At 73.5% G+C, this 26,081-nt stretch carries 21 protein-coding genes, 1 pseudogene and 1 riboswitch; of the genes and pseudogenes, 10 read left to right on the top strand and 12 right to left on the bottom strand.

Annotated elements, in window-relative coordinates; genetic code table 11:
• The first annotated feature begins 28 nt into the window (after positions 1-28).
• Genes GA0070604_RS23980 through GA0070604_RS23990 form a run of 3 tightly spaced genes read left to right on the top strand, consistent with a single transcriptional unit; the run spans position 29 to position 2,939 of the window.
• Positions 29-268, top strand: coding sequence for an acyl carrier protein (locus GA0070604_RS23980; protein WP_013735281.1), 240 nt, complete (start codon positions 29-31; stop codon positions 266-268).
• Positions 269-270: 2 nt separating this feature from the next.
• Positions 271-1,491 (top strand): beta-ketoacyl-ACP synthase II, encoded by a 1,221-nt coding sequence (gene fabF, locus GA0070604_RS23985; protein WP_091122942.1) that lies wholly within the window; start codon positions 271-273, stop codon positions 1,489-1,491.
• Positions 1,492-1,514: 23 nt separating this feature from the next.
• Entirely contained in the window at positions 1,515-2,939 is a 1,425-nt protein-coding gene (locus GA0070604_RS23990) for an acyl-CoA carboxylase subunit beta (RefSeq protein ID WP_091122945.1), read from the top strand.
• Between the two features lie 69 nt (positions 2,940-3,008).
• On the opposite strand, the gene GA0070604_RS23995 is transcribed toward GA0070604_RS23990, so the two are convergent.
• The 9 genes from GA0070604_RS23995 to GA0070604_RS24035 all read right to left on the bottom strand — a co-directional run bounded on the left by GA0070604_RS23995 (position 3,009) and on the right by GA0070604_RS24035 (position 12,915).
• Entirely contained in the window at positions 3,009-3,230 is a 222-nt protein-coding gene (locus GA0070604_RS23995) for a hypothetical protein (protein ID WP_091122949.1), read from the bottom strand.
• A 94-nt stretch (positions 3,231-3,324) separates the two neighbouring features.
• A complete protein-coding gene (locus GA0070604_RS24000) occupies positions 3,325-4,245 on the bottom strand; it encodes an ROK family protein (RefSeq protein WP_244162065.1) in 921 nt (306 codons plus the stop codon).
• Positions 4,242-5,693 carry an argininosuccinate lyase gene (locus GA0070604_RS24005; RefSeq protein ID WP_091122953.1) on the bottom strand — a complete coding sequence of 484 codons (1,452 nt, stop codon included), beginning with the start codon at positions 5,691-5,693 and terminating at the stop codon, positions 4,242-4,244. The genes GA0070604_RS24000 and GA0070604_RS24005 overlap by 4 nt, the downstream gene beginning before the upstream one ends.
• A gap of 145 nt (positions 5,694-5,838) precedes the next feature.
• Complete coding sequence (locus GA0070604_RS24010; RefSeq protein ID WP_091122956.1) at positions 5,839-6,792, bottom strand: amidohydrolase family protein; 954 nt, start codon at positions 6,790-6,792, stop codon at positions 5,839-5,841.
• On the bottom strand, positions 6,789-7,619 hold the full coding sequence (locus GA0070604_RS24015; RefSeq protein WP_091122960.1) for a creatininase family protein: 831 nt from the start codon (positions 7,617-7,619) through the stop codon (positions 6,789-6,791). Before GA0070604_RS24015 ends, GA0070604_RS24010 begins: the two co-directional genes overlap by 4 nt.
• Entirely contained in the window at positions 7,607-9,391 is a 1,785-nt protein-coding gene (locus GA0070604_RS24020) for an ABC transporter permease (RefSeq protein ID WP_244162066.1), read from the bottom strand. Before GA0070604_RS24020 ends, GA0070604_RS24015 begins: the two co-directional genes overlap by 13 nt.
• 76 nt (positions 9,392-9,467) lie before the next feature.
• Complete coding sequence (locus GA0070604_RS24025; protein WP_091122963.1) at positions 9,468-10,541, bottom strand: ABC transporter ATP-binding protein; 1,074 nt, start codon at positions 10,539-10,541, stop codon at positions 9,468-9,470.
• 118 nt (positions 10,542-10,659) lie between these two features.
• Positions 10,660-11,706, bottom strand: coding sequence for an extracellular solute-binding protein (locus GA0070604_RS24030; protein ID WP_091122965.1), 1,047 nt, complete (start codon positions 11,704-11,706; stop codon positions 10,660-10,662).
• Positions 11,707-11,751: 45 nt separating this feature from the next.
• The gene (locus GA0070604_RS24035; protein WP_091122967.1) at positions 11,752-12,915 is read right to left on the bottom strand and encodes an ROK family protein; all 1,164 of its coding nucleotides are present in this window, start codon (positions 12,913-12,915) and stop codon (positions 11,752-11,754) included.
• 413 nt (positions 12,916-13,328) lie between these two features.
• Between GA0070604_RS24035 and GA0070604_RS24040 the strand changes: the two genes are divergently transcribed.
• Positions 13,329-16,025: a sugar-binding protein gene (locus GA0070604_RS24040; RefSeq protein WP_091122970.1), complete on the top strand. Its 2,697-nt coding sequence runs from the start codon at positions 13,329-13,331 to the stop codon at positions 16,023-16,025.
• A gap of 127 nt (positions 16,026-16,152) precedes the next feature.
• Here the strand turns inward: GA0070604_RS24040 and GA0070604_RS24045 are convergent, their stop codons facing one another.
• Both GA0070604_RS24045 and GA0070604_RS24050 read right to left on the bottom strand, forming a co-directional pair.
• Complete coding sequence (locus GA0070604_RS24045) at positions 16,153-17,856, bottom strand: glycoside hydrolase family 3 protein (protein WP_091122974.1); 1,704 nt, start codon at positions 17,854-17,856, stop codon at positions 16,153-16,155.
• A gap of 40 nt (positions 17,857-17,896) precedes the next feature.
• Complete coding sequence (locus tag GA0070604_RS24050; RefSeq protein WP_091122977.1) at positions 17,897-18,388, bottom strand: DUF3145 domain-containing protein; 492 nt, start codon at positions 18,386-18,388, stop codon at positions 17,897-17,899.
• 326 nt (positions 18,389-18,714) lie between these two features.
• Here GA0070604_RS24050 and GA0070604_RS24055 point away from each other — a divergent pair, with 326 nt between their 5' ends.
• The 6 genes and pseudogenes from GA0070604_RS24055 (at position 18,715) to GA0070604_RS24080 (ending at position 25,505) form a co-directional block, all read left to right on the top strand.
• A complete protein-coding gene (locus GA0070604_RS24055; protein WP_091122983.1) occupies positions 18,715-19,044 on the top strand; it encodes a hypothetical protein in 330 nt (109 codons plus the stop codon).
• Between the two features lie 235 nt (positions 19,045-19,279).
• A pseudogene (locus tag GA0070604_RS24060) lies at positions 19,280-20,179 on the top strand (alpha/beta fold hydrolase); the annotation flags it as partial.
• Between the two features lie 242 nt (positions 20,180-20,421).
• Positions 20,422-22,539: a HelD family protein gene (locus GA0070604_RS24065; RefSeq protein ID WP_091122990.1), complete on the top strand. Its 2,118-nt coding sequence runs from the start codon at positions 20,422-20,424 to the stop codon at positions 22,537-22,539.
• A gap of 116 nt (positions 22,540-22,655) precedes the next feature.
• Positions 22,656-23,570 carry a cation diffusion facilitator family transporter gene (locus GA0070604_RS24070; protein WP_091127374.1) on the top strand — a complete coding sequence of 305 codons (915 nt, stop codon included), beginning with the start codon at positions 22,656-22,658 and terminating at the stop codon, positions 23,568-23,570.
• Between the two features lie 132 nt (positions 23,571-23,702).
• Positions 23,703-23,834, top strand: a riboswitch (cyclic di-AMP (ydaO/yuaA leader).
• Positions 23,835-23,840: 6 nt separating this feature from the next.
• A complete protein-coding gene (locus GA0070604_RS24075) occupies positions 23,841-24,902 on the top strand; it encodes a coiled-coil domain-containing protein (RefSeq protein ID WP_091122994.1) in 1,062 nt (353 codons plus the stop codon).
• A 90-nt stretch (positions 24,903-24,992) separates the two neighbouring features.
• Positions 24,993-25,505, top strand: a complete 513-nt coding sequence (locus tag GA0070604_RS24080) for a hypothetical protein (protein ID WP_091122997.1) — start codon at positions 24,993-24,995, stop codon at positions 25,503-25,505.
• Between the two features lie 110 nt (positions 25,506-25,615).
• Here the strand turns inward: GA0070604_RS24080 and GA0070604_RS24085 are convergent, their stop codons facing one another.
• A complete protein-coding gene (locus GA0070604_RS24085; RefSeq protein WP_091123001.1) occupies positions 25,616-26,068 on the bottom strand; it encodes an SRPBCC family protein in 453 nt (150 codons plus the stop codon).
• Between the last annotated feature and the right edge of the window lie 13 nt (positions 26,069-26,081).

Raw genomic sequence — 26,081 nt, forward strand, 5'->3', positions numbered from 1 at the left:
GAACCCCCGATGAGAGGAACCAACCGCAATGACCCGTGACGAGATCACCGCCGGCCTCGCCGAGATCCTCGAAGAGGTTGCCGGGGTGAGCCCGGACGACGTGGCCGAGGGGAAGTCCTTCACCGACGACCTCGACGTCGACTCGCTCTCCATGGTGGAGGTCGTCGTGGCGGCCGAGGAGAAGTTCGGCGTCAAGATCCCGGACAACGAGGTGCAGAACCTGAAGACCGTCGGGGACGCCGTCAGCTACATCGAGGCGCAGTCCTGATCATGAGTCGCCCCGACGTCGTCGTCACCGGGCTCGGCGCGACGACCCCGCTCGGCGGGGACGTCGCGTCGACCTGGGACGCCATGCTCGCCGGCCGCTCCGGGGTGGGTCCGCTCACCCAGGAGTGGGCGGCGCAACTGCCGGTACGGATCGCGGCCCAGCTCGCCGTCGAGCCCGCCACGGTGCTGGACCGGGTCAAGCTGCGCCGGCTGGACCGGTCCCAGGCGATCGCCATCGTCGCGGCCCAGCAGGCCTGGGCCGACGCCGGGCTGGCCGACAGCGGGCTGGACCAGGAGCGGCTGGCGGTCAGCATCGGCTCCGGCATCGGCGGGGCCACCACCCTGCTCGCCCAGGACGACATCCTGGAGGCCTCCGGCCCCCGGCGGGTCTCCCCGCACACGGTGCCGATGCTGATGCCGAACGGCCCGGCCGCGTGGGTCGGGCTGGAGCTGGGCGCCAAGGCCGGGGTGCACTCGGTGGCCAGCGCCTGCGCGACCGGTGCGGAGGCGATCGCGCTCGGCCTGGACATCATCCGCTCCGGTCGGGCCGACGTGGTGGTGGCCGGCGGCACCGAGGCGGTCATCCACCCGCTGCCGATCGCCGGCTTCGCCTCGATGCGGGCCATGTCGACCCGCAACGACGAGCCGGAGCGGGCCTCCCGCCCGTGGGACAAGGGCCGGGACGGTTTCGTGCTCGGTGAGGGCGCGGGCGTGCTGGTCCTGGAGCGTGCCGACCACGCCGCCGCTCGCGGCGCCCGGGTGTACGCACGCCTCGCCGGGGCTGGCATCACCTCCGACGCCTACGACATGGTGCAGCCGCACAGCGAGGGTCAGATCCGGGCGATCTCGAAGGCGATCAGCGACGCCGGCGTGGCCAAGCAGGACATCGTGCACGTCAACACGCACGCGACGTCGACGCCGACCGGCGACATGTTGGAGATCGAGTCCCTGCGGACGGCGCTGGGCGACCACCCCGTGCTGTCGGCGACCAAGTCGATGACCGGGCACCTGCTCGGCGCGGCCGGGGCGCTGGAGTCGATCGCCACCATCCTGGCCATCCGCGACGGTGTCGTCCCTCCGACGATCAACCTCGACGACCCGGATGACGACCTCACCCTGGAGGTGGCCGCTCACAAGGCGCGCCACATGGAGATCCCGGCCGCGCTGAACAACGCGTTCGGTTTCGGCGGCCACAACGTGGCTCTCGTCTTCACGCGGGCCTGAGCGCACTGCCTGGGGAGGCACCAGTGACCACCACCGCCGCCGGTACGGACAACGCGACAGTGGACCACCGGGATCCGGAGGTCCGGCTCCGGGCGCTGTTCGACGCCGGCTCGCTGCGCCTGATGGCGTCGCGGGACGCCTCCGGTGTGCTCTGGGCACGGGGTGAGATCGACGGCACACCGGCGATCGCGTACGCCACCGACGCCACGCGGATGGGCGGCGCGATGGGCACCGAAGGGTGCCGGCACATCGTGGACGCGATCGACGCCGCGATCCGGGAGCGGGTGCCGGTGCTCGGTCTCTGGCACTCCGGCGGTGCCCGGCTGGCCGAGGGCGTGGTCGCGCTCGACGCCGTCGGCCAGGTCTTCGCCGCCATGGTGCGGGCCTCCGGCCGGGTGCCTCAGATCTCGGTGGTGCTCGGTCCGGCCGCCGGTGGCGCGGCGTACGGGCCGGCGCTGACCGACATCGTGGTGATGAGCGGGACCGGCCGGATCTTCGTCACCGGTCCCGAGGTGGTCCGCAGCGTCACCGGCGAGCAGGTCGACATGGAGCGCCTCGGCGGCCCCGAGCCGCACGGCCGGCGCTCCGGCGTGGTGCACGTGACGTGCAAGGACGACGAGACGGCCCTGGCCGAGTCGCGCAAGCTCGCCGCGCTGCTCGGCCGCCAGGGCCGGCTCTGCCCGGACGACGTGGCCGCCCCCGCCGGGGACGGGCACGACCTGGCCGCGAAGATGCCGGCCGAGGCCAGCCGGGCGTACGACGTCAAGCCGGTGGTCAAGGCGCTGCTCGACGAGCCGGGCGTGGAACTGCACGCCAAATGGGCGCCGAACGTGGTCACCACACTCGGTCGGTTCGCCGGCCGGACGATCGGCGTGATCGCCAACAACCCGCTACGGCTGGGCGGCTGCCTCGACGCGTCCAGCGCCGAGAAGGCGGCCCGCTTCGTGCGGATGTGCGACTCGCTCGGGGTGCCGCTGGTCGTGCTGGTCGACGTCCCCGGCTACCTGCCCGGCCTGGGCCAGGAGTGGGACGGCGTGGTCCGACGCGGGGCCAAGCTGCTGCACGCCTTCGCCGAGGCGGTGGTGCCGCGGGTGACGCTGGTGACCCGCAAGGCGTACGGCGGCGCGTACATCGCGATGAACTCCCGCGCGCTGGGCGCGACCGCGGTCTTCGCCTGGCCGAACGCGGAGGTCGCCGTGATGGGGGCCAGCGCGGCGGTCAACATCCTGCACCGCAAGAAGCTGGCCGCCGCCCCCGCCGAGGAGCGGGAGGCGCTGCGCGCCCGGCTGATCGAGGAGCAGATCCGGGTCGCCGGTGGCGTCAACCGGGCGCTGGAGATCGGCGTGGTGGACGACGTGATCAAGCCGGAGGAGACCCGGCGACGGATCGCCGAGGCGCTGGCGGCGGCACCTCCCGCCCGTGGTGCCCACGGCAACATCCCCCTCTGACTCCCCCGCCCTGAAACAAATCTCGGTAGGAACCGGCCGGTTCCTACCGAGATCTCGTATGGGCGCAGCTCAGGCGCGGTTGCGGGGGTGCTGGCGGGCGGTACGTTCGTTACCTCGACGGTAGTTGCCGGTCCACCGTGCCATCACCAGTTGCGGGTCGTCCTCGACCTCGGCCAGGAACTCCGCCGCGCGGCCCCCGCGCAGCGTGCCGGCCGTCCGGCCGTGGTGCGTGATCACGACCGAGCCGTCGGCCCGCTCGACGTAGTCGAAGCCCTGTGCCTGCTGTCCCATGAGCGACCACCCTGCCAGCGGCCACCCGGCCCCGCAGCCCATTTTCGCCCCGGACCGGAGTCGGCGCCGCCCCCGCGGCGGGCCGGTCACCCCGTCAGCGGGATGCCGGCACCGCCTCGCGGGCCAGTGTGAGCGCGCCGAGCAGCGCGGCGTCGTCGGCGAACCGGGAGAGCACCACGTCGGGCCGGTGCGGCAGCACCTCGTCGAGCCGGCCGACCAGCAGCCCGCGGATCAGGTCGCTGCGGGCCACTCCGCCCACCAGCACCACCCGCTGCGGGTCGAGCAGCAGGCAGCAGGTGACCAGGTGGCGGGCCGCCTCGTCGATGCGGGCGGTCAACGCCTCCCGCGCCGCCCCGGGGCGCTTCGCCGCGTCGGCGAGCCCGGCCGCCCCGCCCGGCACCCCGAGTTCCTCGGCGAGCCGGTCCAGGGCCCGCCCGGAGAAGTCCAGCTCCAGCATGGTGCCCGGCCAGGGGGCGCCGGCCACCGCGTACCCGATCTCACCGGCCGCCCCACGGTGGCCGGAGAGGACCCCGCCGCCGACCGTCACGGCCGCCGCCACGCCGGTGCCGATCCCCACCACCAGGCCGGGGTCGACGTCGCGCAGCGCCCCGAGCCGCAGCTCGGCCAGCGCGGCGGCGTTCAGGTCGTTGTCCACCGCCACCCGGCCGACGCCGAACGCGTCCCGCACCGCGTCGGCCAGCCGCAGCCGCTCCCAACCGGGCACGTTCGGGGCCAGGTCGATGCCGTCGGGACGGACCACACCGGGCGAGGCCACCCCGGCCGCGACAAGCGGCCCACCGACCCCGGCGACCAGCTCCGCGGCGAGGTCCAGGGCGCGTTCCAGCGCCTGCGGCGCGCCCCGCTCGGCATGGGTGGGGACCCGGCGGTGGGCCAGCAGGCGACCCTGCGCGTCGGCCACCCCCACGGCCATCTTGGTGCCGCCGAAGTCGATACCGAGCAGCAGCCCGCCGGTCCGGGTGCCGGCCCCGGCCGAACCCGCCAGTCCCACGCTCACCGGGCCACCAGCTCGGCGGCGACGGCGTCCAGCGCCTCGTCCGCCCGGGCCAGCCGGTCCCGCACCGCCGACAGGCGGTCGGCGACCGCCTCGAACGCGACGCGCAGCGTACCCACCTGGGCGCGGACCGCGGCGGCGCCCGGCCCGTCCACCTGGACCCGGTTCAGCACCAGGTCGGGACGGACGGCGGCGGCGATCAGGTCGGCGACCGCGGCGTCGTCGAGCGGGCCGGTCAGCCCCTCGGCGGCGGCCCGGACGCCCTCGGCGGTCCAGGTGTCCGGGGCCCCGGCGCGGACCAGCCGGCCGACCACCGAGTGGGCGGCCCGGAACGGCACCCCGTGCCGGGTCAGCGCGTCCGCTGCGGCGGTGGTGGTGGCTCCCGAGGCGACGATCTCCTCCCGGCTGGGTGGCGACAGCGGTGCCAGCTCGGCCAGGAAGCCGCCGACCAGGGTGAAGAACCGCTCCGCACGGTCGTTGCTCTCCCAGAGCCGGACCTGCACGTCGGTGGTGGCGTTGTTGGAGTCCTCCCACCAGGCGGCGCCGACGTTGTTCAGCACCGAGGCGGCGTCCGCCGCCGCCGCGCCGGCGTACGAGACCAGGTGTTCCAGCACCACCGGGTTGCGCTTCTGCGGCATGATGCTGCTGCCCTGGGTGAAGTCGGCCGGCGTGGCGACCCAGTTCCAGCTCAGCCAGTCCATCAGGGTGCGGGCCAGCCGCGCCCCGGTCGCGAGGGACTGCGCGTTGAGGGTGCCGACGCGGACCAGGTGGTCGGCGCCCGCGACGGCCTCGTAGGAGTTGGTCACCAGGCCGGCGAAGCCGAGCAACTCCGCCACCCGGGCCGGGGCGATGTCCAGGTCGGTGCCGGCGAACGCGCAGGAGCCCAGCGGCGAGACGTTGAGCTGGTCGATCAGGTCGGCGTAGGCGGTCGCCTCCCCGGCGAGGGCCTCGGCGTACCCGGCGAGGGCGTGCCCGATGGTGGTGGGCTGGGCCGGCCGGCGGTGGGTGTAGCCGGTGATGACCACGTCGGCGTACCGGTCGGCCTGCGCCAGCGCCGTCCGGCCGGTGGCCAGCACCCGGTCCAGCACCCCGAGGAGCTGGTCGCGCAGCAGCATCCGGAACACCCCGGCGTCCAGGTCGTTGCGGCTGCGGGCCAGCTGCACGTCCAGCTCGGAGGTGGGGATGCCGCACGCCTCGGCGATCCGCCGCTCCATCAGGTAGTAGGTGTCCTCGAAGCTGCCGTCGTACGCCGGCGCCGGGCTGGTGTCGGCACGCAGCTCGGCGAGCCCGCGCAGCAGCCGCGCACCCCGCTCGGCGGGGACCAGCCCCTGCTCGGTCAGCATCACCACGTGCGCCTGGCTGGCGCGGACCATGGCCGGATAGAGGTGACCGACGTGGTGGTCGTAGGTGGGCGCCAGGTGGTGCCGCTGGTAGGTGGTCAGCTCGCTCATGCCGTCACCTCGCTCCGCTCGGCGCCGGCCTGAGGCACGGCGGCGCTGTACTGATGATTCGCTCGCTGACGCTCGCTCATGGCAGTTCCTTACTTCCTTCCAGTCCGGGGTCGGGCGCGTCGCCGTCGCCCCGGGTCTCGGCTGGTCAGTCGGTCAGGCCGAGCAGCCGTTCGGCGTTGCCGGCGAAGATCGCGCGAAGGTGGTCGTCGGGCAGGCCCAGCTCCCGGCAGACCCGGAGCTGGTCGTCGAGGTAGCGGGTCACGTAGCCGCGTGGGAACCACGACGAGTCGCTGCCGAAGACGATCCGGTGCGGGCCGATCGTCTCGTAGCAGCGGCGGAACAGGTCCTCCAGCGTCAGCTTGTACGGCATCCAGCGCACCCACTGGTTGGAGCCGGACGTGTCGACGTGGATGTTGGGGCAGCCCCAGGCGGCGAAAAACAGCTCCTGCACGTGCTGGACGCCGAAGTGCGGCACCACCACGGCCAGCTCCGGGAAGCGGCGTGCCATCCGGGCCAGTTCGTCGGGGCCGCCGTACCGGCCGAAGCTCAGGCCGCCGGCGCTGCCGTAGTGCCCGATGTGGATCAGCACCGGCACCCCGAGCCGCTGGGCGGTGGCCCACAGCGGATCCAGGTCCTCGTGGTCCAGCGGGCCGCGCAGCAGCGGGGCGAACAGCTTCAACCCGCGCAGCCCGCGTTCGGTGACCGCGCGCTCCAGCTCCCCGGCGGCGTCCGGGCCGTACGGGTCGTGGTGGGCGAAGCCGAGCAGCAGGTCCGGGTGGCGGTCGACCACGTCGGCGAGGGTGTCGTTACCGCCGCCGGTGACGAAGACGGCTCGGCGGATGCCGACCGTACGCAGTTCTCCGGCCCAACGGTCCGCCTCGTCCTGCCAGCGCTCGGCGGGCGGCTCGGGGTCGGGGAAGCCCCACGCCTGCCGCCACTGCCGGGCGTACGGGGCGGAGCCGGCGGCCCGGACCGCCCGCTCGTGCTCCCCGCCGGGGTGCATGCCGGCCGCCTGCTCGCAGGCGTGGATGGTCTCGTCCGCGCCGATCCGGAAGTGCAGGTGGAAATCGACGACGTCCAGTCCTCGATCGACGATCATGATTCCCTCCCGGTCGGCAGCGGGTCGGCGGTGGGCGGCTCGGGCGGCTCGGCGGCCACCCAGCCGGCGACGATCTCGCGCAGCCGCTGACCGGCCAGGGCGCGGACCTGCCGGCCGGCCTCCTCGCTGGCCAGCGAGACGTGCCCGGACCAGCCCTGCCAGGGCTCGGGTCGGGACTCGACCAGCACGTACGGGTGGCTCACCGGCAGCTTCGGCCGGGGCGGCAGGTCGGTGGCGGCGTCGAGGCGTACCGCGTCGGGGTCGAAGCCGAGCACCCCGGAGGTCTCGTACGCCCCGCCGTGCCCGCGGGCCGGCAGCGCGCCGTAGATCTCCGTCGTCTCCGCCGGGGTGACCAGCTGGAACCAGTTGACCAGCAGCAGGCTGGCGGTCCGCCGGCCGGAGACCCACTCCATGGCGGCCCGGACCGTGGACATGTTGGCGTCGTGCCCGTTGACCACCAGCAGCCGGGGGAAGCCGGCGGCCACGATCCCCTCGATCACGTCGGCGAGGTAGCCGACCGCGATCTCCGGCCGGATCGCGACCGTCCCCGGCCACGGCCGGGTCTGCCCCGGGCAGGCCGCGTACGCGACGGCGGGGAAGAGCACGCCGCGCGGTCCGGGCGCCTCGGCGGCGCTCTCCGCGGCGAAGCCCTCGGCGAGGATCAGGTCGGTGCCGAGCGGCAGGTGCGGGCCGTGCCACTCGACCGCGCCGACCGGGAGCACCGCGAAGTCCGCCGAGGCGGCGACCGCGCCGAGTTCGCCGCCGGGAATCCGGGCGGCGGGGAGCAGCCCGCCGCCCGCCGGCCAGCGGTCCGTCACGCCGTCCATCGCGCCGCCTCCCGGCTGGCCTTCGGGCCGCTCTCCAGCCGCCCGGAGACCACCATCACCACGAAGATCAGGACGACCTGGAGCATGCCGTACGCGGCGGCGGTGCCCACCTCGAACGAGTACATCCGGTTGTTGATCTCGACGGAGATCGGCGCGGTCTCCGAGGTGTAGATGAGCACCGAGGCGACGAACTCGCCGACGCCGTGCACGAAGGCGAGCAGCGCGCCGGCCAGCACGCCCGGCAGCATCAGCCGCAGGGTGACCGTGCCGAACGCCCGCCACCAGGACGCGCCGAGGTTGCGGGCGGCCTCCTCCAGCGACGGGTCGAGCTGGGCCAGCGTCGCCGAGCTGGAGCGGAACACCAGCGGCAGGAACCGCACGAAGTACGCCAGCGGCATGATCCAGAAGGTGCCGATCAGGACCTGCCCGAAGCTGAACGCGTTGCCGGTGCTGAACGCCGAGATCAGGTTGATCGCCACCACCGTGCCGGGCAGCGCCCAGGCCAGCATGACCGCCACGTCGAGCAGGGCCCGGCCGCGGAAGTCCAGCCGACGCACCGCGTACGCGATGAGCACGCCGACCACCACGCAGGCGACCGTGGCGATCAGGCTCATCTTCAGGGAGTTCACGATCGGCCGGTACGCCCCCTCGTCCGTGAAGATCGTGACGAAGTTCCCCATGGTGTACGCGGACGGGATCACCTCGGTCGTCCAGGAGCCGTCCCGCGAGAACGCCACCAGGGCGATGGTCCCCACCGGGGCGAGCAGCACTCCGGTGGCGAGCACCGAAGCGAGCAGGGCCAGCCAGCGGCCGAACGGGTTGGTGATCTCGCGGCGGTGCGACGCGACGCCCTTGGACTGCGAGCGGTAGCTGCGCCGCCCCTCGTACCAGCGCATGCCGAGCAGGAACAGCACCGACACCACGCCGAGCACCGAGGCGTACGTGGAGGCCATCGGCAGGTCGCCGTTGGTGCGGTTGATGTAGATCTGCATGGTCATGGTCTGGTCCACCCCGAACAGCAGTGGGGCGGTGTACGACGCCAGCGACGTCATGAAGACCAGCAGCGAGGCGGAGACCAGCGCCGGGGTGAGCATCGGCAGCAGCACCGTGCGCCAGACCCGTACCCGGCCGGCACCCAGGTTGTAGGCGGCCTCCTCGACCGACGGGTCCATGCCGACCAGCGCCGCCGAGGCGGCCAGGTAGAAGAACGGATACATGGTGAAGGTGTGCACCACCAGCACCCCGGCGATGCCGGTGAACGGCAGCACCGGCTGCTCCGTGCCGAACAGGTGTTGCAGGCCGCGCGGCAGGATGCCGGTCTCGCTGTAGAGGAGCTGGAACGAGATCGCCCCGATCAGCGGCGGCAGCGCCGCCGGCACCAGGATGATCGCCTCGATCAACCGGCGGCCCGGGAACGAGAAGCGCTTGAGCAGGAACGCCATCGCCACACCGACGATGCCGCAGAGCAGCACGCTGGCCGCCGAGATCACCAGCGAGGTGACCAGCGCGGAACGGGCCACCCCGTCGCCGGTGAGGAAGACGCTGTAGTTCGCCAGGCCGTCCACCCCGACGCTCTCGGCGAAGGTGGCGAACATCGGCTGGACCACGTACCCGAAGAGGACCAGCGCCAGCGGGAAGACCAGCACGTACGGGAACCAGGGCGAGTTGGCGCCCCCGGCGAGCCACCGGGGCGCGCGGGCCCGCGGCGGGGTCGGGTCCTCGGTGACCGGCGGGACGGTGGCCGCGCCCGGAGTCGCGGGAATCGTGCTCACGCCACCGCCTCGCTTCGCTCGACGGCGGCACCAGGCATCACGCTACTGACCTGGCTGATTCGCTCGCTCCGCTCGCTCATGGCCGCACCACCCACATGCGCTCCCGGGGCAGCCGCAGCCCGACCTGATCGCCGGCGGCCAGCCCGGCCGGTACGTCGATGGCGGTGACCTGCACCGGCTCGCCGGCCACGTCGACCACGAGGTTGGTGGCCATGCCGGTGAACTCCACCTCGGTCACCCGGCCGGGGAGCGCGTCGGCGTCGGTGGTCGAGGCGAGCCCGATGTGCTCGGGCCGGACGGAGACCAGCGCGGTCGCGCCCTCGCGCAGGCCGTGCTCGGCGGGCGCGGCCACGGTCACCTGGTCGCCACCGGGCAGCGCCACGGTGACGGTCTGCGGGCCGGCGGCGGCCACCGGCAGGCTGAGTACGTTGCTGCGGCCGATGAACCGGGCCACGAAGGCGTTCGCCGGCCGGTGGTAGATCTCCTGCGGCGCGCCGATCTGCTGGACCCGGCCGGACTCCATGACGGCGATCCGGTCGGACATCGCCATCGCCTCGGCCTGGTCGTGGGTGACGTAGATGGAGGTGGTGCCGGCCTCCCGCTGGATCCGGCGGATCTCCACCCGGGTCTCCTCGCGCAGCTTGGCGTCGAGGTTCGACAGCGGCTCGTCGAGCAGCAGGGTACGCGGGCGGATGACCAGCGCGCGGGCCAGCGCGACGCGCTGCTGCTGGCCGCCGGAGAGCTGGTCGATGCGGCGCTCGCCATAGCCGGCCAGGTGCACCTGGCCCAGCGCCTCCTCGACCCGCCGCCTCGACTCGGCCCGGCCGACCTTGCGGATCTTCAGGCCGTACGCGACGTTCTGCGCCACGGTGAGATGCGGAAAGAGCGCGTAGTTCTGGAACACCATGCCGGTGTCGCGCTTGTTCGGCGGGCGGTGGGTGACGTCCTCCTGGCCGAAGCGGATCCGGCCGGAGGTCGGGAAGTAGAAGCCGGCCACCATCCGCAGGGTGGTGGTCTTGCCGCAGCCGCTCGGGCCGAGCAGGGTGAAGAACTCCCCTGCGGCGATGCTGATGTCGACGTCGTCGACGGCAGCGCTGTCGCCGCCACGCGCGAAGCGCTTGCTCACCGACTCCAGCGTGACATCGATCATGATGTCTCTCCTTGCGTCCGGTACCGGGTCTGACCGGTGGTGGTGGGGGCCAGACCCGGTCTGGCGGTGCGTACGGAGGGGGTGCCGGGTGCGCGGCGCGCACCCGGCACCGCCGGGGTCAGCCCTTGTTCTTGATCTGGCTGTTCCAGTGGTTGATCCACTCGGTCTCGTGCTTGCCGATCACGTCCCAGTCGACGTCCAGCGGCTTGAGGTCGAGCTGGGCCAGCCACTCCGGCTTCTCGGCGATGTCCACGGCCGGAATCTGGAAGTAGTCCTTGGCCAGGTCGGCGCGGAGCGAGTCCTCGAAGAGGAACTCGATGAACTTCTGCGCGCCGGTGCTGTTCCCGCCCTTGACCGCGGCCAGGCCGTCGACCAGGACCGGGGCGCCGGAGGACGGCATCACGTACCCGAAGGGCATGTTGGCCTGCTCGGCCTGGAGCAGGATGTCCTGCAGGTTCCAGGCGCTGAGCACGCCCTGCTGACGGGACAGCTTCAGGTAGAGGTCGGTCGGGTTGGCCGCGTACGCGCCGGTGTTGGCGTCCAGCTTCTTCAGCCAGTCGTAGCCGGGCTGCGGGTTGCTGCCGTCCGGCGACTGCCGCTGGATCATCGAGGCGTAGATCGACCGCATCGTGCCGGAGGCGGCCACGTCACGGATGATGATCTTGTTCTTCCACTCCGGCTTCAGCAGGTCGTCCCAGTCCTTCGGGGCCTTCTCCGGGGTGAGTGCCTTGTTGTTGTACATGATGACCTCGGGCAGCAGGATCTCGCCGAACCAGCGGCCCTCGGGGTCCTTGTACTTGGCGTCCATCTTGCCGGCGAACGCCGGCTGCCAGGAGGTGAGCAGGTCCTCGGCGGCCCCGGCGGCCAGCCCCTGCTGGGTGCCGCCCCACCAGACGTCGGCCTGGGGGTTGGCCTTCTCGGCCCGGACCCGCTCCAGGATCTCCTGCGCGCCGAGGTTGAGGACCTCCACCTTGCCCTTGTACTCGGGGTACTTGGCGGTGAACTTGTCGACGACGAAGGTGGCGACCTTCTTGTCGCGGGCGGTGTAGATCGTCAGCTTCTCGGTGCCGCCGCCGGCCGCGTCGTCCGAGCCGCCACCGCCGCAGGCGGTGCCGGCGGCGAGGACGGTGGCGAGCGCACCGGCGAGGAAGAGTCGACGTCTCATGGGGTACCTCCGAGGGGTGAGAACTACGTTGTTCCGAGTAGCGGGTCAGGGGGCCGGCAGCAGGGTGGACAGCCCCGCGGCGGCGGCGGAGAGGGCGTAGCTGACCGCGCCGTGCAGCACGGCCCGGTCGCCGAGGACCGCCCGGCGGACCTCGGTGGGGCTCGGCGCGGCGGCCGAGACCAGGTTCTGGAGCCGGTCGACGGCGACGTCGTCCAGTTCGGCGGCGGCCCCGCTGAGCAGGACCCGACCGGGGTCGACGACGCAGGCGCAGGAGACGATGAGGCGGGACCAGGCGGCCAGCACCTCGTCCAGGTACGCGGCGGCCCGGTCGTCGGCGGCGGCCAGCTCCACCAGCGCCCGGACCGGCGACGCGGGACGGCGGCCCGGCGCCAGGGAAACCACCTTCTCGGCGATGGCGCTCTCCGACCAGCGGGCCTCGAACGGGCCGATCCCGTCGTGCCCTCGGTCGGTTGGGTCGAGCGGCAGGAAGCCGACCTCGCCGGCAGCCCCGCCGGAGCCCCGGCGGACCTGGCCGTCCAGCACCAGGCCGGCGCCGATGCCGTCGGCCACGTGCAGCAGGAGCAGGTCGGCCACGTCCGCGCCGGCACCGGCGGCGTGCTCGCCGGCGGCCATCAGGTTCACGTCGTTGTCCACCACCACGGGCACGCCGAGCCGGCGCTGAACCGACTCCCCTATCGGCCGTCCCTCGACCAGGCCGACCGACGGGGCGAGCCGGACCGCGCCTCCGGAGGAGACGCCGGGGGCGGCGATGGCCACGCCGCGCAGCGCGGGCAGGCCGTCGCCGGCCAGCTCGGGCACCGCCTGGCAGATCAGGTCGACGATGTCGCCGGTGAGCCGGACCGTACGGTGGGCGACCACCACGCCGTCGCTGTCGGCGATCTCGCAGCTGATCCGGGACGGCTCCAGCGAGACGGCCGCGACCAGCTCGGCGCGGGGGTTGAACTCCAGCATGGCGCGGGGCCGGCCGGCCCGGGACGCGCCGGGGCCGCGCTCGATCAGGTAGCCCTCGGCGATCAGGTCACGGACCAGCGGGGTGAGCGTGGCCGGGCTCAGCCCGGTGAGCTCGGTCAGCTCGGCGCGGGAGAGCATCCGCACCTGGCGGGCGGCGGAGATCACGGAGAGCCGCTTGATCTCCTTCGACCGCTCCCGGCTCACCGGGCTCGTCGGTGGCGTCACCACGTCAGTCACACTTCCTTCCTACGGCGAACGAATTATCGAGTCAAGTAACGAATGGGTCTCGGCCAGCCGAAGCAGCCGTGATGACCAGGGGAAATTCCTACGAATCGGGTCACGGAGGGACGGCGCTCCGAGGCTCGAATCGACGGCCGATGGGGCACATGAGGGGCAGTTAGTTTCTTTCGCAAAAGAAGAAAGATCTTGCACAGCATTGACGGCCACCGCGCCGGTCCCTAGCGTCACCGGGCGAAGGCCTTCCAGTGTGTACGGCCCGCCGTACCGCTGCGTACCCGGCGATCCCCGGGTGCCCAAAGCGCGCCCGCTGTCCGGGGCTCCCACCACCGTCCGAATGCGACCGCAACGTCGACGCCGCGCGTCCGACGTCGACCGCGGCTGCCCGGACCCGTTCCCGCGGAAGGATCTGCATGCGAATCAAGGCGTTCCTACTACCCACGGCCCTCGCCCTGGCCCTCTCCGGGGCACCGGCCACGGCCCTCGCCGCACCCGCCGCCGACCGTCCCGCCGACACCGTCGACCTCGACGTGCTCTTCGTCAGCGCCCACCCCGACGACGAGGCGGGCAGCCTCGCCACGCTCGGTCAGTGGAAGGAGCGCTACGGCGTGAAGGCCGGCGTGGTCACCATCACCCGGGGCGAGGGCGGCGGCAACGCCGTCGGCCTTGAGGAGGGCCCGCCGCTCGGCATCATCCGGGAGCGTGAGGAGCGCACCGCGATCGGCCGGGCCGGGGTGGAGAACCTGTACAACCTGGATCGCGTCGATTTCTGGTACACCGCGTCCGCCCCGCTGTCCGAGCGGATCTGGGGGCACGACGGCACGCTCGCGCAGATCGTGCGGGTGATCCGGCAGACCCGCCCGGAGATCGTCATGACGATGAACCCGTCACCGACCCCGGGCAACCACGGCAACCACCAGCAGGCCGCCCGGTTCGCCGCCGAGGCGTTCCACGCCGCCGCCGACCCGGCCGCCTTCCCCGAGCAGCTCTCGAAGGAGGGCCTGAAGCCGTTCCGGGCGGCGAAGTTCCTGCGTACGGGTGGCACCGGCACCTCCGCCGCCGGCCCGTCGTGCGCGTCCAGCTTCGTCCCGACGGTGCCGACCGACCAGGTCTTCGGCGTCTGGGAGGGCACCCCGAGCAGCACCGGCAGGACCTGGGCCGAGATCGAGGTGGAGGCACGCCGCGACTACGTCACCCAGGGCTGGGCCGGCACCGCCGCCGCCCCGACCGACCCGGCGAAGATCCGCTGCGACTTCTACACCCTGGTCGACAGCCGGGTCCCGTACGACCCGGCGGACGTCTCGCCGGAGGCGATCCTGCGCGGCTCGGTGCTGCCGGCCGCGCCCGGCGGACTGCCCCGGGGCACCGAGCTCTACCTGACCACGGACCGGTTCGACCTCGCCCCCGGCGAGACCGTCGAGGTGACCGCGCACGTCCGGGCGCCCCAGGACCGGGCGCTGACCTCGCCGCGGCTCGCGCTGCGGCTGCCGGCGGGCTGGACCGCCACCGGCTCCGGCACGCTGCGTGGCGCGGTGCCGCCGGGCCAGGAGCGGGCCGCCACCTTCACCGTCACCGTGCCCGCCGACGCCGGGAGCAACCAGCAGCAGCTCGTCGGCGCGACCCTGACCACCGGGCAGGGCGCGGGGCGTACCGACCGGGCGGTCCGGGTGGTCGCCGACGTGCGAGGCACCCTGGAGCCGCTGCCCGAGGTGGGCATCTTCCGGGACTGGGTCGGGACGAGCGGCTACCCGCAGCTCGACACGCTGATCAAGCCGGTGCTCACCATCGGCTCCGGGCAGCGCCGGACGGTCCGGGTGGACCTGCGCAACCACGGCGAGTCCGCGCAGCGCGGCCAGGTCACCCTCGGGCTACCCGCCGGTTTCGCCGCCGACACGGCGACCAAGAGCTACCCCGAGCTGGCGCCCGGCGCCACCGGCGCGGTGACCTTCACCGTCACCAACACCGACGCCACCCTGCCCACCGCCAACGAGGGTGGCACGGACGGCGACTACGGGATCACCATCACCACCACCAGCGCCGCCGGCAGCACCGTCGAGACCGGCGCCCTGGAGATCGTCCCGACCAGCGTGGTGCCGCACGCCGGTCCCGGCCACGCCGTCGACGGGGTCGCCGCCCCCGGCGAGTACCCCGGCGAGGAGCTGGACCTCTCCCGCATCTGGGAGGGCGAGCCCACCACAGCGCAGGACGCCTCGGCGACCGGCCGGATCGCCTGGACGGAGGACGCTCTGAAGGTCTTCGTGCAGGTCACCGACGACGTGCTCGGCAAGAAGGTGGTGCCGCAGGACTGCAAGCGGCAGCGCCGCACCGACAGCGTGGAGATCATCGTCGACCCGAAGGGGAACTCGGCGGACACCTCCACCGTCTTCAAGGCCGGCATCTTCCCGGTCACCGACGACCCGGCCAACGGCGACCCGCCGTGCTGGCAGCGGGACGCCGACAACCGGCAGGGGCCGGGCGCGACGACCGCGCCGGGGATGACCGTGGTCAGCAAGGTCACCACGCCGTACACCGGCTACACGATCGAGGCGAGCATTCCGTTCGCGGTGCTGCCGGACGCCGTCGACCCGGCCCGGATGGGCTTCAACGTGCTGGTCTACGACTCGGACACCCAGGACCTGACCTCGCAGTCCCGGCTGGGCTGGTCCACCTTCACCGGGGTACGGGCGGACCCGTACCGGTACGGCCTGGTGACCCTGCCCGGGTACACCCCGGCCGCGCGGCAGCCCAGCACCCCGGTGTTCCCGGACACCGCCGCGCGCAGCGTGCACAGCCCGCAGACCATCGCGCAGTCGGCCGTGGACGGGGTCGCTCCGGCGGCCGTCCCGGGCCTGCCGGCGGGGGCACTGCGACTCGGCGACGCCCGTTCGGTCCCGGGTGGCGTCTCGGTCACCCTGCGGGCGGACCGGTCCGGCACCGCCTACCTGTACGGCTGGGACGGCGACGTGGCCCTCGGTGACCGCACCGTCGACCTGACCGCCGGCCGGGCCGTGACGGTGGTCGTCCCGGTCGCCGGTGGCACGCCGACGTCCCTGCTGGCGGCGTTCGAGGCCGGCGGCTCGGCCCTGGCCCGCCAGCTACCGCTGGCCTGATCCGGCACGGCGGGGCTTCGCACCGGAGCCCCGCCGTCCCGCAACATCCGCGCAACTTCAGGGAAGTTGCTGCCCCAACGCGGTTGGAGGCGGCAACTTCCCTGAAATTGCCGCCTCCAAAGCGGGGTCAGCTGCCGCAGGCGGTAGCCGGCAGGCCGGTCACCGGGACCGGGGAGCGACCGGCCGGGAGGGCCTTGCCGGCGAGGACGCCGGCCAGCGCGGTCAGCGACGCCTGGCTGGACGAGTAGGTGGCCAGCAGGGTCGGCGACTTCGCGTCGGCCAGCACGTACGGGGTGTCCATCGCCACCGTCACGGCCGCGTCGGCCCGCAGGTCGCCGGCGCCGTCGCCGTACCCGACGAGGTGCACGATCCGGCCACCGCTCGGCACCACGTCGACCCCGGCGGCGGTGAGCGCCTCGGTCAACGCGGCGCGGGCCCGGTCCCGCCCGGCGGCGGAGGTCACCGTGACCGGTCCGGTCACCGGGGCGTCGCACCGGCCGCGCAGCATGGTGACCGCGGCGGCGGCCAGGTCGGCGGCCGCCGCCCGGTGCTCGGCGCTGCCCAGCGTCGACAGGTCGGGGGTGGGCCGGTCGGCCAGTTTGAACTTCATGGTCAGCACCCGGGTGACCGCCTCGACCAGCCGGGCCCGGGGCAGCGACCCATCCCGCAGCGCGGCGAGCAGCCCGTCGTACGCCTGGGTCACGTTCGGGGTCATCAGGATGAGGTCGTTGCCGGCGTTCAGCGCCCGCACCGCGGCCTCCCCCGGCGACCAGCGCTTGGCCGGCGCCATGTTCATCCCGTCGGTGATCACCACACCCTCGAAGCCGAACTGGCCCCGGAGCACGTCGGTGAGGAGCTTGCGGGAGAAGGTGGCCGGGGTGCCCGGGTCGATCGCCTCGACGTCGAGGTGGGCGGACATCACCGCCATCGCGCCCGCGTCGATCCCGGCGCGGAACGGCGGGAACGCGGTGCTGTCCAGCACGGCGCGGGACTGGCTGACGACCGGCAGGTCCTGGTGCGAGTCGGCGGCGCTCAGGCCGTGCCCGGGGAAGTGCTTGACGCTGGCCGCCACCCCCTCGGCCTGCAACCCCCGGACCGCGCCGGCCACCTGCGCCGAGGCCCGCTCCGGGTCGGCGCCGAAGGAGCGGGAACCGATCACCGTGCTGCGGGTGGTAAGCACATCGGCGACCGGGGCGAAGTCCATGTTGATCCCCATGGCGGCCAGCTCGGCGCCGGCAGCCCGCCAGGCGGCCTCGGTCAGCGCCGCGTCGCCGGCCGCGCCGGCGGCCAGCGAGCTGGGCAGCAGGGTCACCCCGTCGGTGATCCGGGTGACCACGCCGTACTCCTGGTCGGTGCCGATCAGGAAGGGCGCCGGGCCGGCGGCGAGCTTGCCGGCCGCCTCGCGCAGCCCGGTGGTCAGCTCGCGGACCTGCTCCGGGTTGTCGACGTTGGTGGTGGCCTGGTTGCCGGAGGTGGGATCGTCGGCGCTGAATCCGACCAGGATCACCCCGCCGAGGCGGTACCTCGCCACCATCTCGGCGGGCGTGTCGACCCCGGCGAGTTCCTGGTTGCCGGCCGCCGACCCCGGCGAGACCCGGGTGGCCGAGCTGCCGTACGCGTACGGCATCAGCACCTGGCCGACCAGGTCCTCGTCGGCGAGGGTCCGGACCAGCGCCGCGGCCCGGGCCGCGGGGTCGCCGGCGGGAGGCGGGCTCGTGGACGGGGCGGAGCGAGGCCGGTCCGGCGCGCCCGCGCAGCCGGAGACGAGCAGCGTGGTCAGTACGGAGAGCGCGACGAAGGCACGCCGAGGGGTGGGCGACACGCGGAACATTCCACCAGTTTTCCGCGTATCAGGGCAACGTGAACTTTGTTCAACCCACTCGGGTGAGCAGCGTCACGGGCGCGCCGTCGCCGGCGTACCGGTAGGGCTCCAGCTCGGCGTCCCAGGCCGTGCCGAGCGCCTTGTCAAGGGCGTGGGCGAGCGCCTCCGGGGCACGGGCGGACGCCAGGATGCCGCGCAGCCGGTCCTCGCCGAGCTGGATGTCGCCGGCCGCGCCGACCGTGGCCCGGAACAGGCCCCGCCCGGGGACGTACATGAACCGCTCGCCGTCCACGCCCGGGCTCGGCTCCTCGGTCACCTCGAAACGGATCATGGGCCACTGCCGGAGGGCAGCAGCCAGTTCGGCGCCCGTCCCCGGGCGACCGGTCCACCCGCACTCGGCACGCCGCGCGGCGGGCTCGACGGGCTGGGCCGTCCAGTGCAGGTTGACCGGCGCGGCGAGGACGCGCGCGATCGCCCACTCGACGTGTGAGCACACGGCGAGCGGGGTCGAGTGGACGTATACGACGCCACGCGTTGGCACGGTGACCTCCCGGAGGGCGAGGTGCGTCTTCCCCTACGACCTCGTCCACCCAAGTGGCACCTGCAACCCATGATGACCGGTGTGACGGATGGTACGCCAGCGAATCGGAAAATTCGCCGCGAGCGGTCGCCGGGAAATACCCGGGCGGCTGACCCCGTTGACCCCCGTGACGGCGCGACGACCAGCCAGGCGTCGAGGTCGTGTACAGTTCTCTGGGCGGTTCTGTGCCGCCGCACAATCTTCGCGGGCCGACACCCACCCCGGGTGTCACCCGCACCAGCCCCCGGACGCTTCAGTCCTCCCGTACGTCTGCAAGGAGTACTTCCGTGGCGAGCAACACCTCTAAGACCGCGCGCGCGTCAGTCCGGGCCGGCCAGGCTGGCCAGGGTGGCGCCCTCAGCGTGCTGGGCGAGTTCAAGTACCTGATCCCGCTCAACAGCGGCAAGCACGCCTACGTGCGCAACCTGACCAACGGCAAGACCGCGCACCTGCGCACCGACTCCGAGGCCTTCGTCGAGGAGATCCGGACCCTGGCCGCCGCCGGCCACGCCGCCAAGGTCCGCGCCGAGATCAACGGCCTCGCGGCCGCCTTCCCGGAGCACGGCTGGGACGCCACCGAGAAGCGTCTCGTCGAGGCCGGTGTCTTCGAGGGCTGAGTCCCGCACCGCGTCACCCGAACCGCCCGCCGAATCACCGGCGGGCGGTTCGTCGTCTCCATCGCCGGAAGCGCTCACGCCGACGCCGGGCGAGCCGCCGGTGCCGCGCGCGTCAGAGGCGTGGCACGCGGGAATCTTTCACCTCCGCGGTTGGCATGCTGTGATTGACGGGTAGCCGGATCGTCACCGCCGGGTAGCGCGGTGCGCGACACCGGCGGGCGCGGGAGGTGGACGGATGCCGGCGGAGCTGGAGGTACGGCTTCCCGACGGCGTACGCCTGCACGTGGTGGCGTCCGGGCCGGTCGACGCCGAGGTCACGGCGGTCCTGCTGCACGGCTGGACGCTGGACGGGCGCAGCTGGCACCGCCAGTTCGCCGGGCTGCGGGCACGCTTCGGCGACCGGGTACGGGTGGTGACGTACGACGCCCGGGGGCACGGCCGGTCCAGCTGCATGGCCCTGCGTACGGCCACCCTGGCCCAGCTCGGCGACGACCTCGCCGCGGTGCTGGACGAGCTCGTCCCGCACGGGAGGATCGTGCTGGCCGGGCACTCGATGGGCGGAATGACTGTGATGGAGTACGCCCACCGCCACCCCGCGCACTTCGCCGCCCGGATCGCCGGGCTGGTCCTCGTGTCGACCACCGCCGAGGGGCACACCCACACTGCCTACGGGCTCTCGCCCCGGATCGCCCGGTTGATCCGGCTCGCCGAGACCACCGGCGCCGGGGTGCTGGCCCGCTGCGGCTCGTGGCGTCCCCCGCACGCGCTGCTGCGCGCCCTGCGGCCGAGCATCCGCTGGCTGCTCTTCGGCGAGCGGTGCGACCCGGCCGACATCCGGCTGGTCACCTCCGCGGTGGCGCACGCCTCGCTCCGTTCGATCGGCGGGTTCCGCGCCTCGATCGGCGTCCAGCACCGGCTGGACACCCTGGCCGCGCTCGGCCACCTGCCGGCCGCCGCGCTGGTCGGCGACCGGGACCGGCTCACCCCGCCGCCGTGCGCCCGCTCGATCGCGACGGCGCTGCCCAGCGTCGAGCTGACCGTCTGCCCGGGCGCCGGCCACATGCTCATGATGGAGCGCCCGGACGAGGTGAACCGAGCCCTCGCCACGGTGCTCCACCGGGCTCTGACCGGGCCGGGCGGGCTCACCGCATCGGTCGGGCCCGACGAGCTCACCGCCCCGGTCGGGCCGGACCCTTCGCTGGCCCGGCCGGTGACGGCGAGCGGAACAGCCGGACAAGGGGTGGAAACACCCGGATAACGGGCAACCGGCACCGGTGGGCCCCGGGTGCCGGCATGGCCGCGACAAGGGCCTCGGCGGCGGGCCCGTACCCTCATTCAGCCCGCCGTACCCGCCGCGTGATCACAGGAGCCCCCGACTTGAGCGACGAAACCACCCTGGACCGGGAGATCGCCGTCGAACAGCGACATCTCGACCGGGTGTACGCCCGCCTGGCGGAGCTGCGCCGGTCGGCCGCCGAGGCCGAGCGGGAGGGCTACCGGCTGGCCCGGGTCGGCAACTTCGGCGCGCTGGTGGAGCGGGACGCGATGGTCTTCCACGCCGCGCAGCGCCGGCACGTGCTGGACGCCGAGCATGAGGGGCTGGTTTTCGGCCGGCTCGACCTGCGTACCGGGCAGGTGCTGCATGTGGGCCGGCTCGGCGTACGCGGGGAGGACGCCGAGACGCTGGTGGTCGACTGGCGGGCGCCGGCCGCCGCCGCCTTCTACCGGGCCACCCCGGCCGACCCGATGGGCGTGGTACGCCGGCGCACCATCCAGTCGTCAGCGGAGCGGGTCACCCGGATCGAGGACGACCTGCTGGACCCGGAGGCGGCACCGCCGGACCTGGCGGTGGTCGGCGACGGGGCGCTGCTGGCCACGCTGTCCCGGGCCACCGGGCGGGGCATGCGGGACATCGTCGCCACCATCCAGCGGGAGCAGGACGAGGCGATCCGCTCCCCCGGCTCGGGGGTCACGATCGTCTCCGGCGGTCCGGGCACCGGCAAGACGGCGGTGGCGCTGCACCGGGCCGCGTACCTGCTCTACTCCGACCGCGCCCGGTACGCCGGCGGCGGCATCCTGGTGGTCGGCCCGTCCGGCGTGTTCGTCGAGTACATCGCCTCGGTGCTGCCCTCGCTCGGCGAGGAGACCGCCACCCTGCACTCGCTCGGCTCGCTCTTCCCGGGCATGTCGTCGACCCGGACCGACCCGCCGGAGGTGGCGGCGGTGAAGGGGTCGCTGCGGATGCGCCGGGTGCTGGAACGCGCGGTCCGGGACGCCGCGCCGGACTCCCCCACCGAGCTGCGCCTGCTCTACCGGGGCGAGCTGCTCCGGCTGGGCCGGGCCGAGCTGGACGCGATCCGGGACCGGGCCCTGCCGCGCGGCGCGCGCCGCAACGAGGTGCGCCGGGTCGGCTTCGACGCCGTCCTCGCCGCCCTGTACGCGCAGGCCCGTGGGTTGCGGATCGGCCGGCTGCCGGAGCAGCCCGTGTTCGAGGACGAGATCATCGACCGGCCGGAGTTCCGGGAGTTCCTCAAGGCGTGGTGGCCCCGGTTGCACCCGCGGCATGTGCTCGGTTGGCTGGCCCGCCCCGAGCGGCTGCGCCGGTACGCGGGCGGCGTGCTCGCGGCCAACGAGATCCGGCTGCTGACCGAGGCGTACCGGACGCTGGACGTCGAGGGGCTGACCATCGCCGACATCGCCCTGCTGGACGAGCTGGACGCGCTGCTCGGCAAGCCGGTGCAGCGGGCGAGGCCGAAGCGCGATCCGTTCCGGCTCGCCGGGGGCGTCCGGGAGCTGAGCACGTTCGCGGACCGGCAGCGGGCGGCCCGGGCCGCCGCCCGGGAGCGGCCGGAGGACTACCGCGACTACGCCCACGTGGTGGTCGACGAGGCGCAGGACGTCTCGCCGATGCAGTGGCGCATGATCGGCCGGCGCGGCCGGCTGGCCTCCTGGACGGTGGTGGGCGACCCGGCGCAGACGGCCTGGACGGGCGATCCGGAGGAGCTGACCCGGGCCCGCGACCAGGCGCTGGGGCGGCGGCGCCGGCACCGGTACGAGCTGACCACCAACTATCGCAACTCGGCCGAGATCTTCGCGGTGGCGGCGGCGGAGATCCGCCGACGCTACCCGGACCTGGCGCTGCCGACCGCGGTGCGCTCCACCGGGGTGCCGCCGGTCGAGCGGACCGTGCCCGCCGCCGAGCTGCCCGCCGCGACCGTCGCGGCGACCGAGACGCTGCTGGCCGAGGTCGAGGGGACGGTCGGCGTGATCACGCCGGTGCCGCGCCGGGACGAGGTCGCCGGCTGGCTGGGCGACCTGGGCGGCGGCCGGCTCCAGGTGGTGACCAGCCTTCAGGCCAAGGGCATGGAGTACGACGGGGTGGTGCTGGTGGCGCCGAGCGAGATCCGGGCCGATCCCGGGTCGGGCGTACGGACGCTCTACGTGGCGCTGTCCCGGGCCACCCAGCGCCTCACCACCCTCGACCCGGCGCGCTGACGGCGCCTGCGATCGCGGCGGACCCTGAGCTGGCCCACCTCAGGCGTTCACTTGCATACATAGCGATGTGAGCATAGATTAGGCGCGAGCGAGGTGCGGGACGAAAGGGTGTGGGCGTGGGCGCAGGTCATGACCACAGCGGCGGGATCACCAACGCCGCGCACCGCCACCGGGGTCGACTCTGGGCCGCGTTCGGGCTGCTCAGCGCCCTGATGGTGGTCGAGGCGGTGACCGCGTTCGCCACCGGCTCGCTGGCCCTGCTCTCGGATGCCGGGCACATGTTCACCGACGTGCTCGGCATCGGCATGGCGCTCGCCGCGATCACCGCCACCCGACGCGCCAACACCGATCCGCAGCGCACCTTCGGGCTCTACCGGCTGGAGGTGCTGGCCGCGCTCGCCAACGCGGTCCTGCTCGGCGCGGTCGCCGCCTACGTGCTCGTCGAGGCCGTACGCCGGTTCGGCGAACCGCCGGAGGTGCTCGCCGGGCCGATGCTGGCCGTGGCGGTGCTCGGCCTGCTCGCCAACCTCGTCGCGTTCGCGCTGCTGCGGGCCGGCGCGCAGGAGAGCATCAACCTGCGCGGGGCGTACCTGGAGGTGCTCGGCGACCTGCTGGGCTCGCTCGGCGTGATCGCCGCCGCGCTGGTCATCACGTTCACCGACTGGTGGTGGGCCGACCCGCTGGTCGCCGTCGCGATCGGCCTGTTCATCCTGCCGCGGACCTGGCGGCTCGGCCGGGCGGCGGTCCGCATCCTGGTGCAGGTCGCGCCGGAACACCTCCAGGTGACCGCGGTGCACGACCGGCTGGCCGCGGTGCCCGGCGTCGCCGAGGTGCACGACCTGCACGTCTGGACGCTCACCTCCGGCATGGACGTGGCGTCGGCGCACCTGACCACGGCCCCCGACGCCGAGGTGAGCGAGGTGCTCGCCGCGGCCCGGGCCGCGCTGCACGAGGACTTCCGGATCGATCACGCCACGTTGCAGATCGAACCCGGAGCGTCGGCCGGAACGTGTGGACCGGCGGAGTGGTAATTAGGGCAAACTTAAATCCAAGTGGCTATTGTGCATTCATGCCGGCTTTAATCCGATTCCCAGCCCTCGTCCGGCGGGTCCCGGCCGGTAGGCTCAGTCGCGGTCTCCGCAGGCGGCACAGCACGTCGCCGGTGGTGGCCGTCGCCTAATCGCCGCAGCTCGGCGAGCCGGGGAACCACCTTCCTGGGGTGCATCCGCGTCAGCGGTAGGGATCTTCCGTCCCGAACCCGTCAGCTAACCCGGTCGGCGGTTGACGGAAGGACAGCTGGAATGCCATCTGCACGACGGACGGCCGCCCGGTTGGCGGCCCTGCTCGTCGCGGCGCTCGCCCTCGGCGTCGCGACCGCGCCGGTCTCCCCCGCCTCGGCCGCCCCGACCGGGCTGCTCGCCGCCGCGCCCGGCGACGACGAGGGCGGCACCGCGGCGCTACGCGCCCAGCTCGACGCGGCGAGCAAGGGCTGGCTGGACGCGCGGGCGGCGTTGAACCGCTCGGTGAAGCGGCAGCAGCAGCTCACCGCCCAACTCAAGACGATCAACGCGGAGCTGGGCGTACGCGACGCCAAGGTCGGCGAGATCGCCGCGGTCGCGTACCGGGCCGGGCGACTCGGCACCGCCGGGGCGCTGCTCAACAGCGGCAGCCCGCAGAGCTTCATGGACCGCGCCGCCACCCTGCAACAGGTCGCCGCGCAGGAGGACCGCGCGCTGCGCGACCTGATCGACACCCGGGACCAGGCCACCCGTACCCAGGCGGCGTTGACCGGCGAGATCCAGGAGCAGCGCCGGCAGGTCACGGTGATGGCCAAGCGCAAGGAACAGGCGGAACGCGCGCTCGAGGTGGCCAACAAACGGGCCGCCACCACCACCGCCAGTGGCGGCAGCGTGCAGGGCACGTCCCGCGCCAACGCCACCCCGGCCCCGCGCAACGCCGACGGTTCCTGGCCGGCGGAGTCGTGCAGCGTCAACGACCCGACCCCGGCCAACGGCTGCATCACCCCGCGTACCCTGCACGCGCTCCAGCAGGCCAAGGCCGCCGGGTTCACCCGGTACGTCTCCTGCTACCGGCCCAGCGGCTCCGGCGAACACCCCAAGGGCCGCGCCTGCGACTTCGCCGCCCAGAAGGACGGCTTCGGCGGGGTGGCCACCGGCGGCGACAAGACGTACGGCAACAACCTGGCCGCGTACTTCATCCGCAACGCCGACCCGCTCGCCGTGCTCTACGTGATCTGGTACAAGCAGATCTGGCTGCCCAGCAGCGGGTGGAAGGCGTACAGCGGCGGCAACGGCGACCCGTCCAGTGACCACACCAACCACGTGCACCTGTCGGTGTACTGACCACCCCGGGCCGGCTACGCCCGGGGACGTACGGCGGATGTCGTCGTACGGGTCACGACAGCGGGGCGGCGACGGTCGAGCATCGAGGGCATGAGCCGACTCTCTCCCACCGGACGCAAGGCCCTGCTCACCCTGCACCTGGTCACCTCGCTCAGCTGGCTCGGCGCCGACCTGGTGCTGCTCGCGCTGGGGGTGGCCGGACTGCGCGGGGCCGACGCCGAGGTGGTCTACCCGGCCGCGGGCCTGCTGGTCACCTGGCTCTTCGCCCCGCTGAGCGTGCTGGTCTGGCTGGTCGGGCTGGCCAGCGCGCTGCTCACCCCGTGGGGCCTGCTGCGCTGGCGCTGGGTGCTGGTGAAGTTCGCGATCACCACGGCGATGCTGGGGTTGGTGCTGCTGCTGCTCGCCCCGACGGTGCGCCGGATCGCCGAACTGGGGACGGACCTCACCACCCGGGACCGGCTGGACCTGATCATCCCGCCGACGGTCTCCACCACCCTGTTGATCGTCATGACCGTGCTGTCCACCTACAAGCCATGGGGACGCCTGCGCCCGGCCGCCCCGGTGGCCCGCCGACCGGGTGATCGTGCTCGGTCAAGGATGTAGTGACCCGGAACCTCCGACGGAGGCCACTACCTCCCGGATCGAGCACGATCTCGCGGCGGGCGCGCGGGTGGGCACAGCACGCGGGGCGGACGGCGGGCGGCGGCCCTGACTCAGCCGGCCTGCTCCTCGAGGGTGGCGCCGAGCCGGCTGGCGAGGCCGAGGTGGGCCGCCCGGGCCTGCCGGAAGGCGTACCCGAAGAGCGGCGCCGGGGCGGAGAGGGTGATCTCGACGTCGATGCGCACCACGCCGCCCGGCTCGTCCCGCAGCCGGGTGTGATTACGGACCGTGGTGGCCGGCTGCTGGCGGGCCACCGTCACCACCTCGTCCTCGGTGGCGACCAGCACGTCCGCCTGGTAGGTGACCGGGAAGTGCAGCGGACCCAGCTCCAGCCGATCGGTGATCGCATAGCTGGCCAGCGCGCCGGGCCGGGGCGGCAACTGACGGACCCGGACGATCAGCGGATGCAGCTCGCCCTGGCGGGTCAGGTCGCTGAGCAGGGCGACCGCGTCCGCCCGGGCGCAGCGGGCCTGCACGGTGTAGCTGAAAGTGTCGCTGCTGAGCACGCCGTACCCCCTT

Origin of the sequence: Micromonospora eburnea (assembly GCF_900090225.1) — a bacterium.
Lineage (GTDB): Bacteria > Actinomycetota > Actinomycetes > Mycobacteriales > Micromonosporaceae > Micromonospora > Micromonospora eburnea.

Excerpts from the sequence above, each read along its gene's own strand:
- GA0070604_RS24045 (WP_091122974.1), bottom strand. The coding sequence starts at position 17,856 with ATGTTCCGCGTGTCGCCCACCCCTCGGCGTGCCTTCGTCGCGCTCTCC.
- GA0070604_RS23995 (WP_091122949.1), bottom strand. The coding sequence starts at position 3,230 with ATGGGACAGCAGGCACAGGGCTTCGACTACGTCGAGCGGGCCGACGGC.
- fabF (WP_091122942.1), top strand. The coding sequence starts at position 271 with ATGAGTCGCCCCGACGTCGTCGTCACCGGGCTCGGCGCGACGACCCCG.
- GA0070604_RS24030 (WP_091122965.1), bottom strand. The coding sequence starts at position 11,706 with ATGAGACGTCGACTCTTCCTCGCCGGTGCGCTCGCCACCGTCCTCGCC.
- GA0070604_RS24015 (WP_091122960.1), bottom strand. The coding sequence starts at position 7,619 with ATGGACGGCGTGACGGACCGCTGGCCGGCGGGCGGCGGGCTGCTCCCC.
- GA0070604_RS24075 (WP_091122994.1), top strand. The coding sequence starts at position 23,841 with ATGCCATCTGCACGACGGACGGCCGCCCGGTTGGCGGCCCTGCTCGTC.
- GA0070604_RS24025 (WP_091122963.1), bottom strand. The coding sequence starts at position 10,541 with ATGATCGATGTCACGCTGGAGTCGGTGAGCAAGCGCTTCGCGCGTGGC.
- GA0070604_RS24080 (WP_091122997.1), top strand. The coding sequence starts at position 24,993 with ATGAGCCGACTCTCTCCCACCGGACGCAAGGCCCTGCTCACCCTGCAC.
- GA0070604_RS24040 (WP_091122970.1), top strand. The coding sequence starts at position 13,329 with ATGCGAATCAAGGCGTTCCTACTACCCACGGCCCTCGCCCTGGCCCTC.
- GA0070604_RS24010 (WP_091122956.1), bottom strand. The coding sequence starts at position 6,792 with ATGATCGTCGATCGAGGACTGGACGTCGTCGATTTCCACCTGCACTTC.
- GA0070604_RS23980 (WP_013735281.1), top strand. The coding sequence starts at position 29 with ATGACCCGTGACGAGATCACCGCCGGCCTCGCCGAGATCCTCGAAGAG.
- GA0070604_RS24005 (WP_091122953.1), bottom strand. The coding sequence starts at position 5,693 with ATGAGCGAGCTGACCACCTACCAGCGGCACCACCTGGCGCCCACCTAC.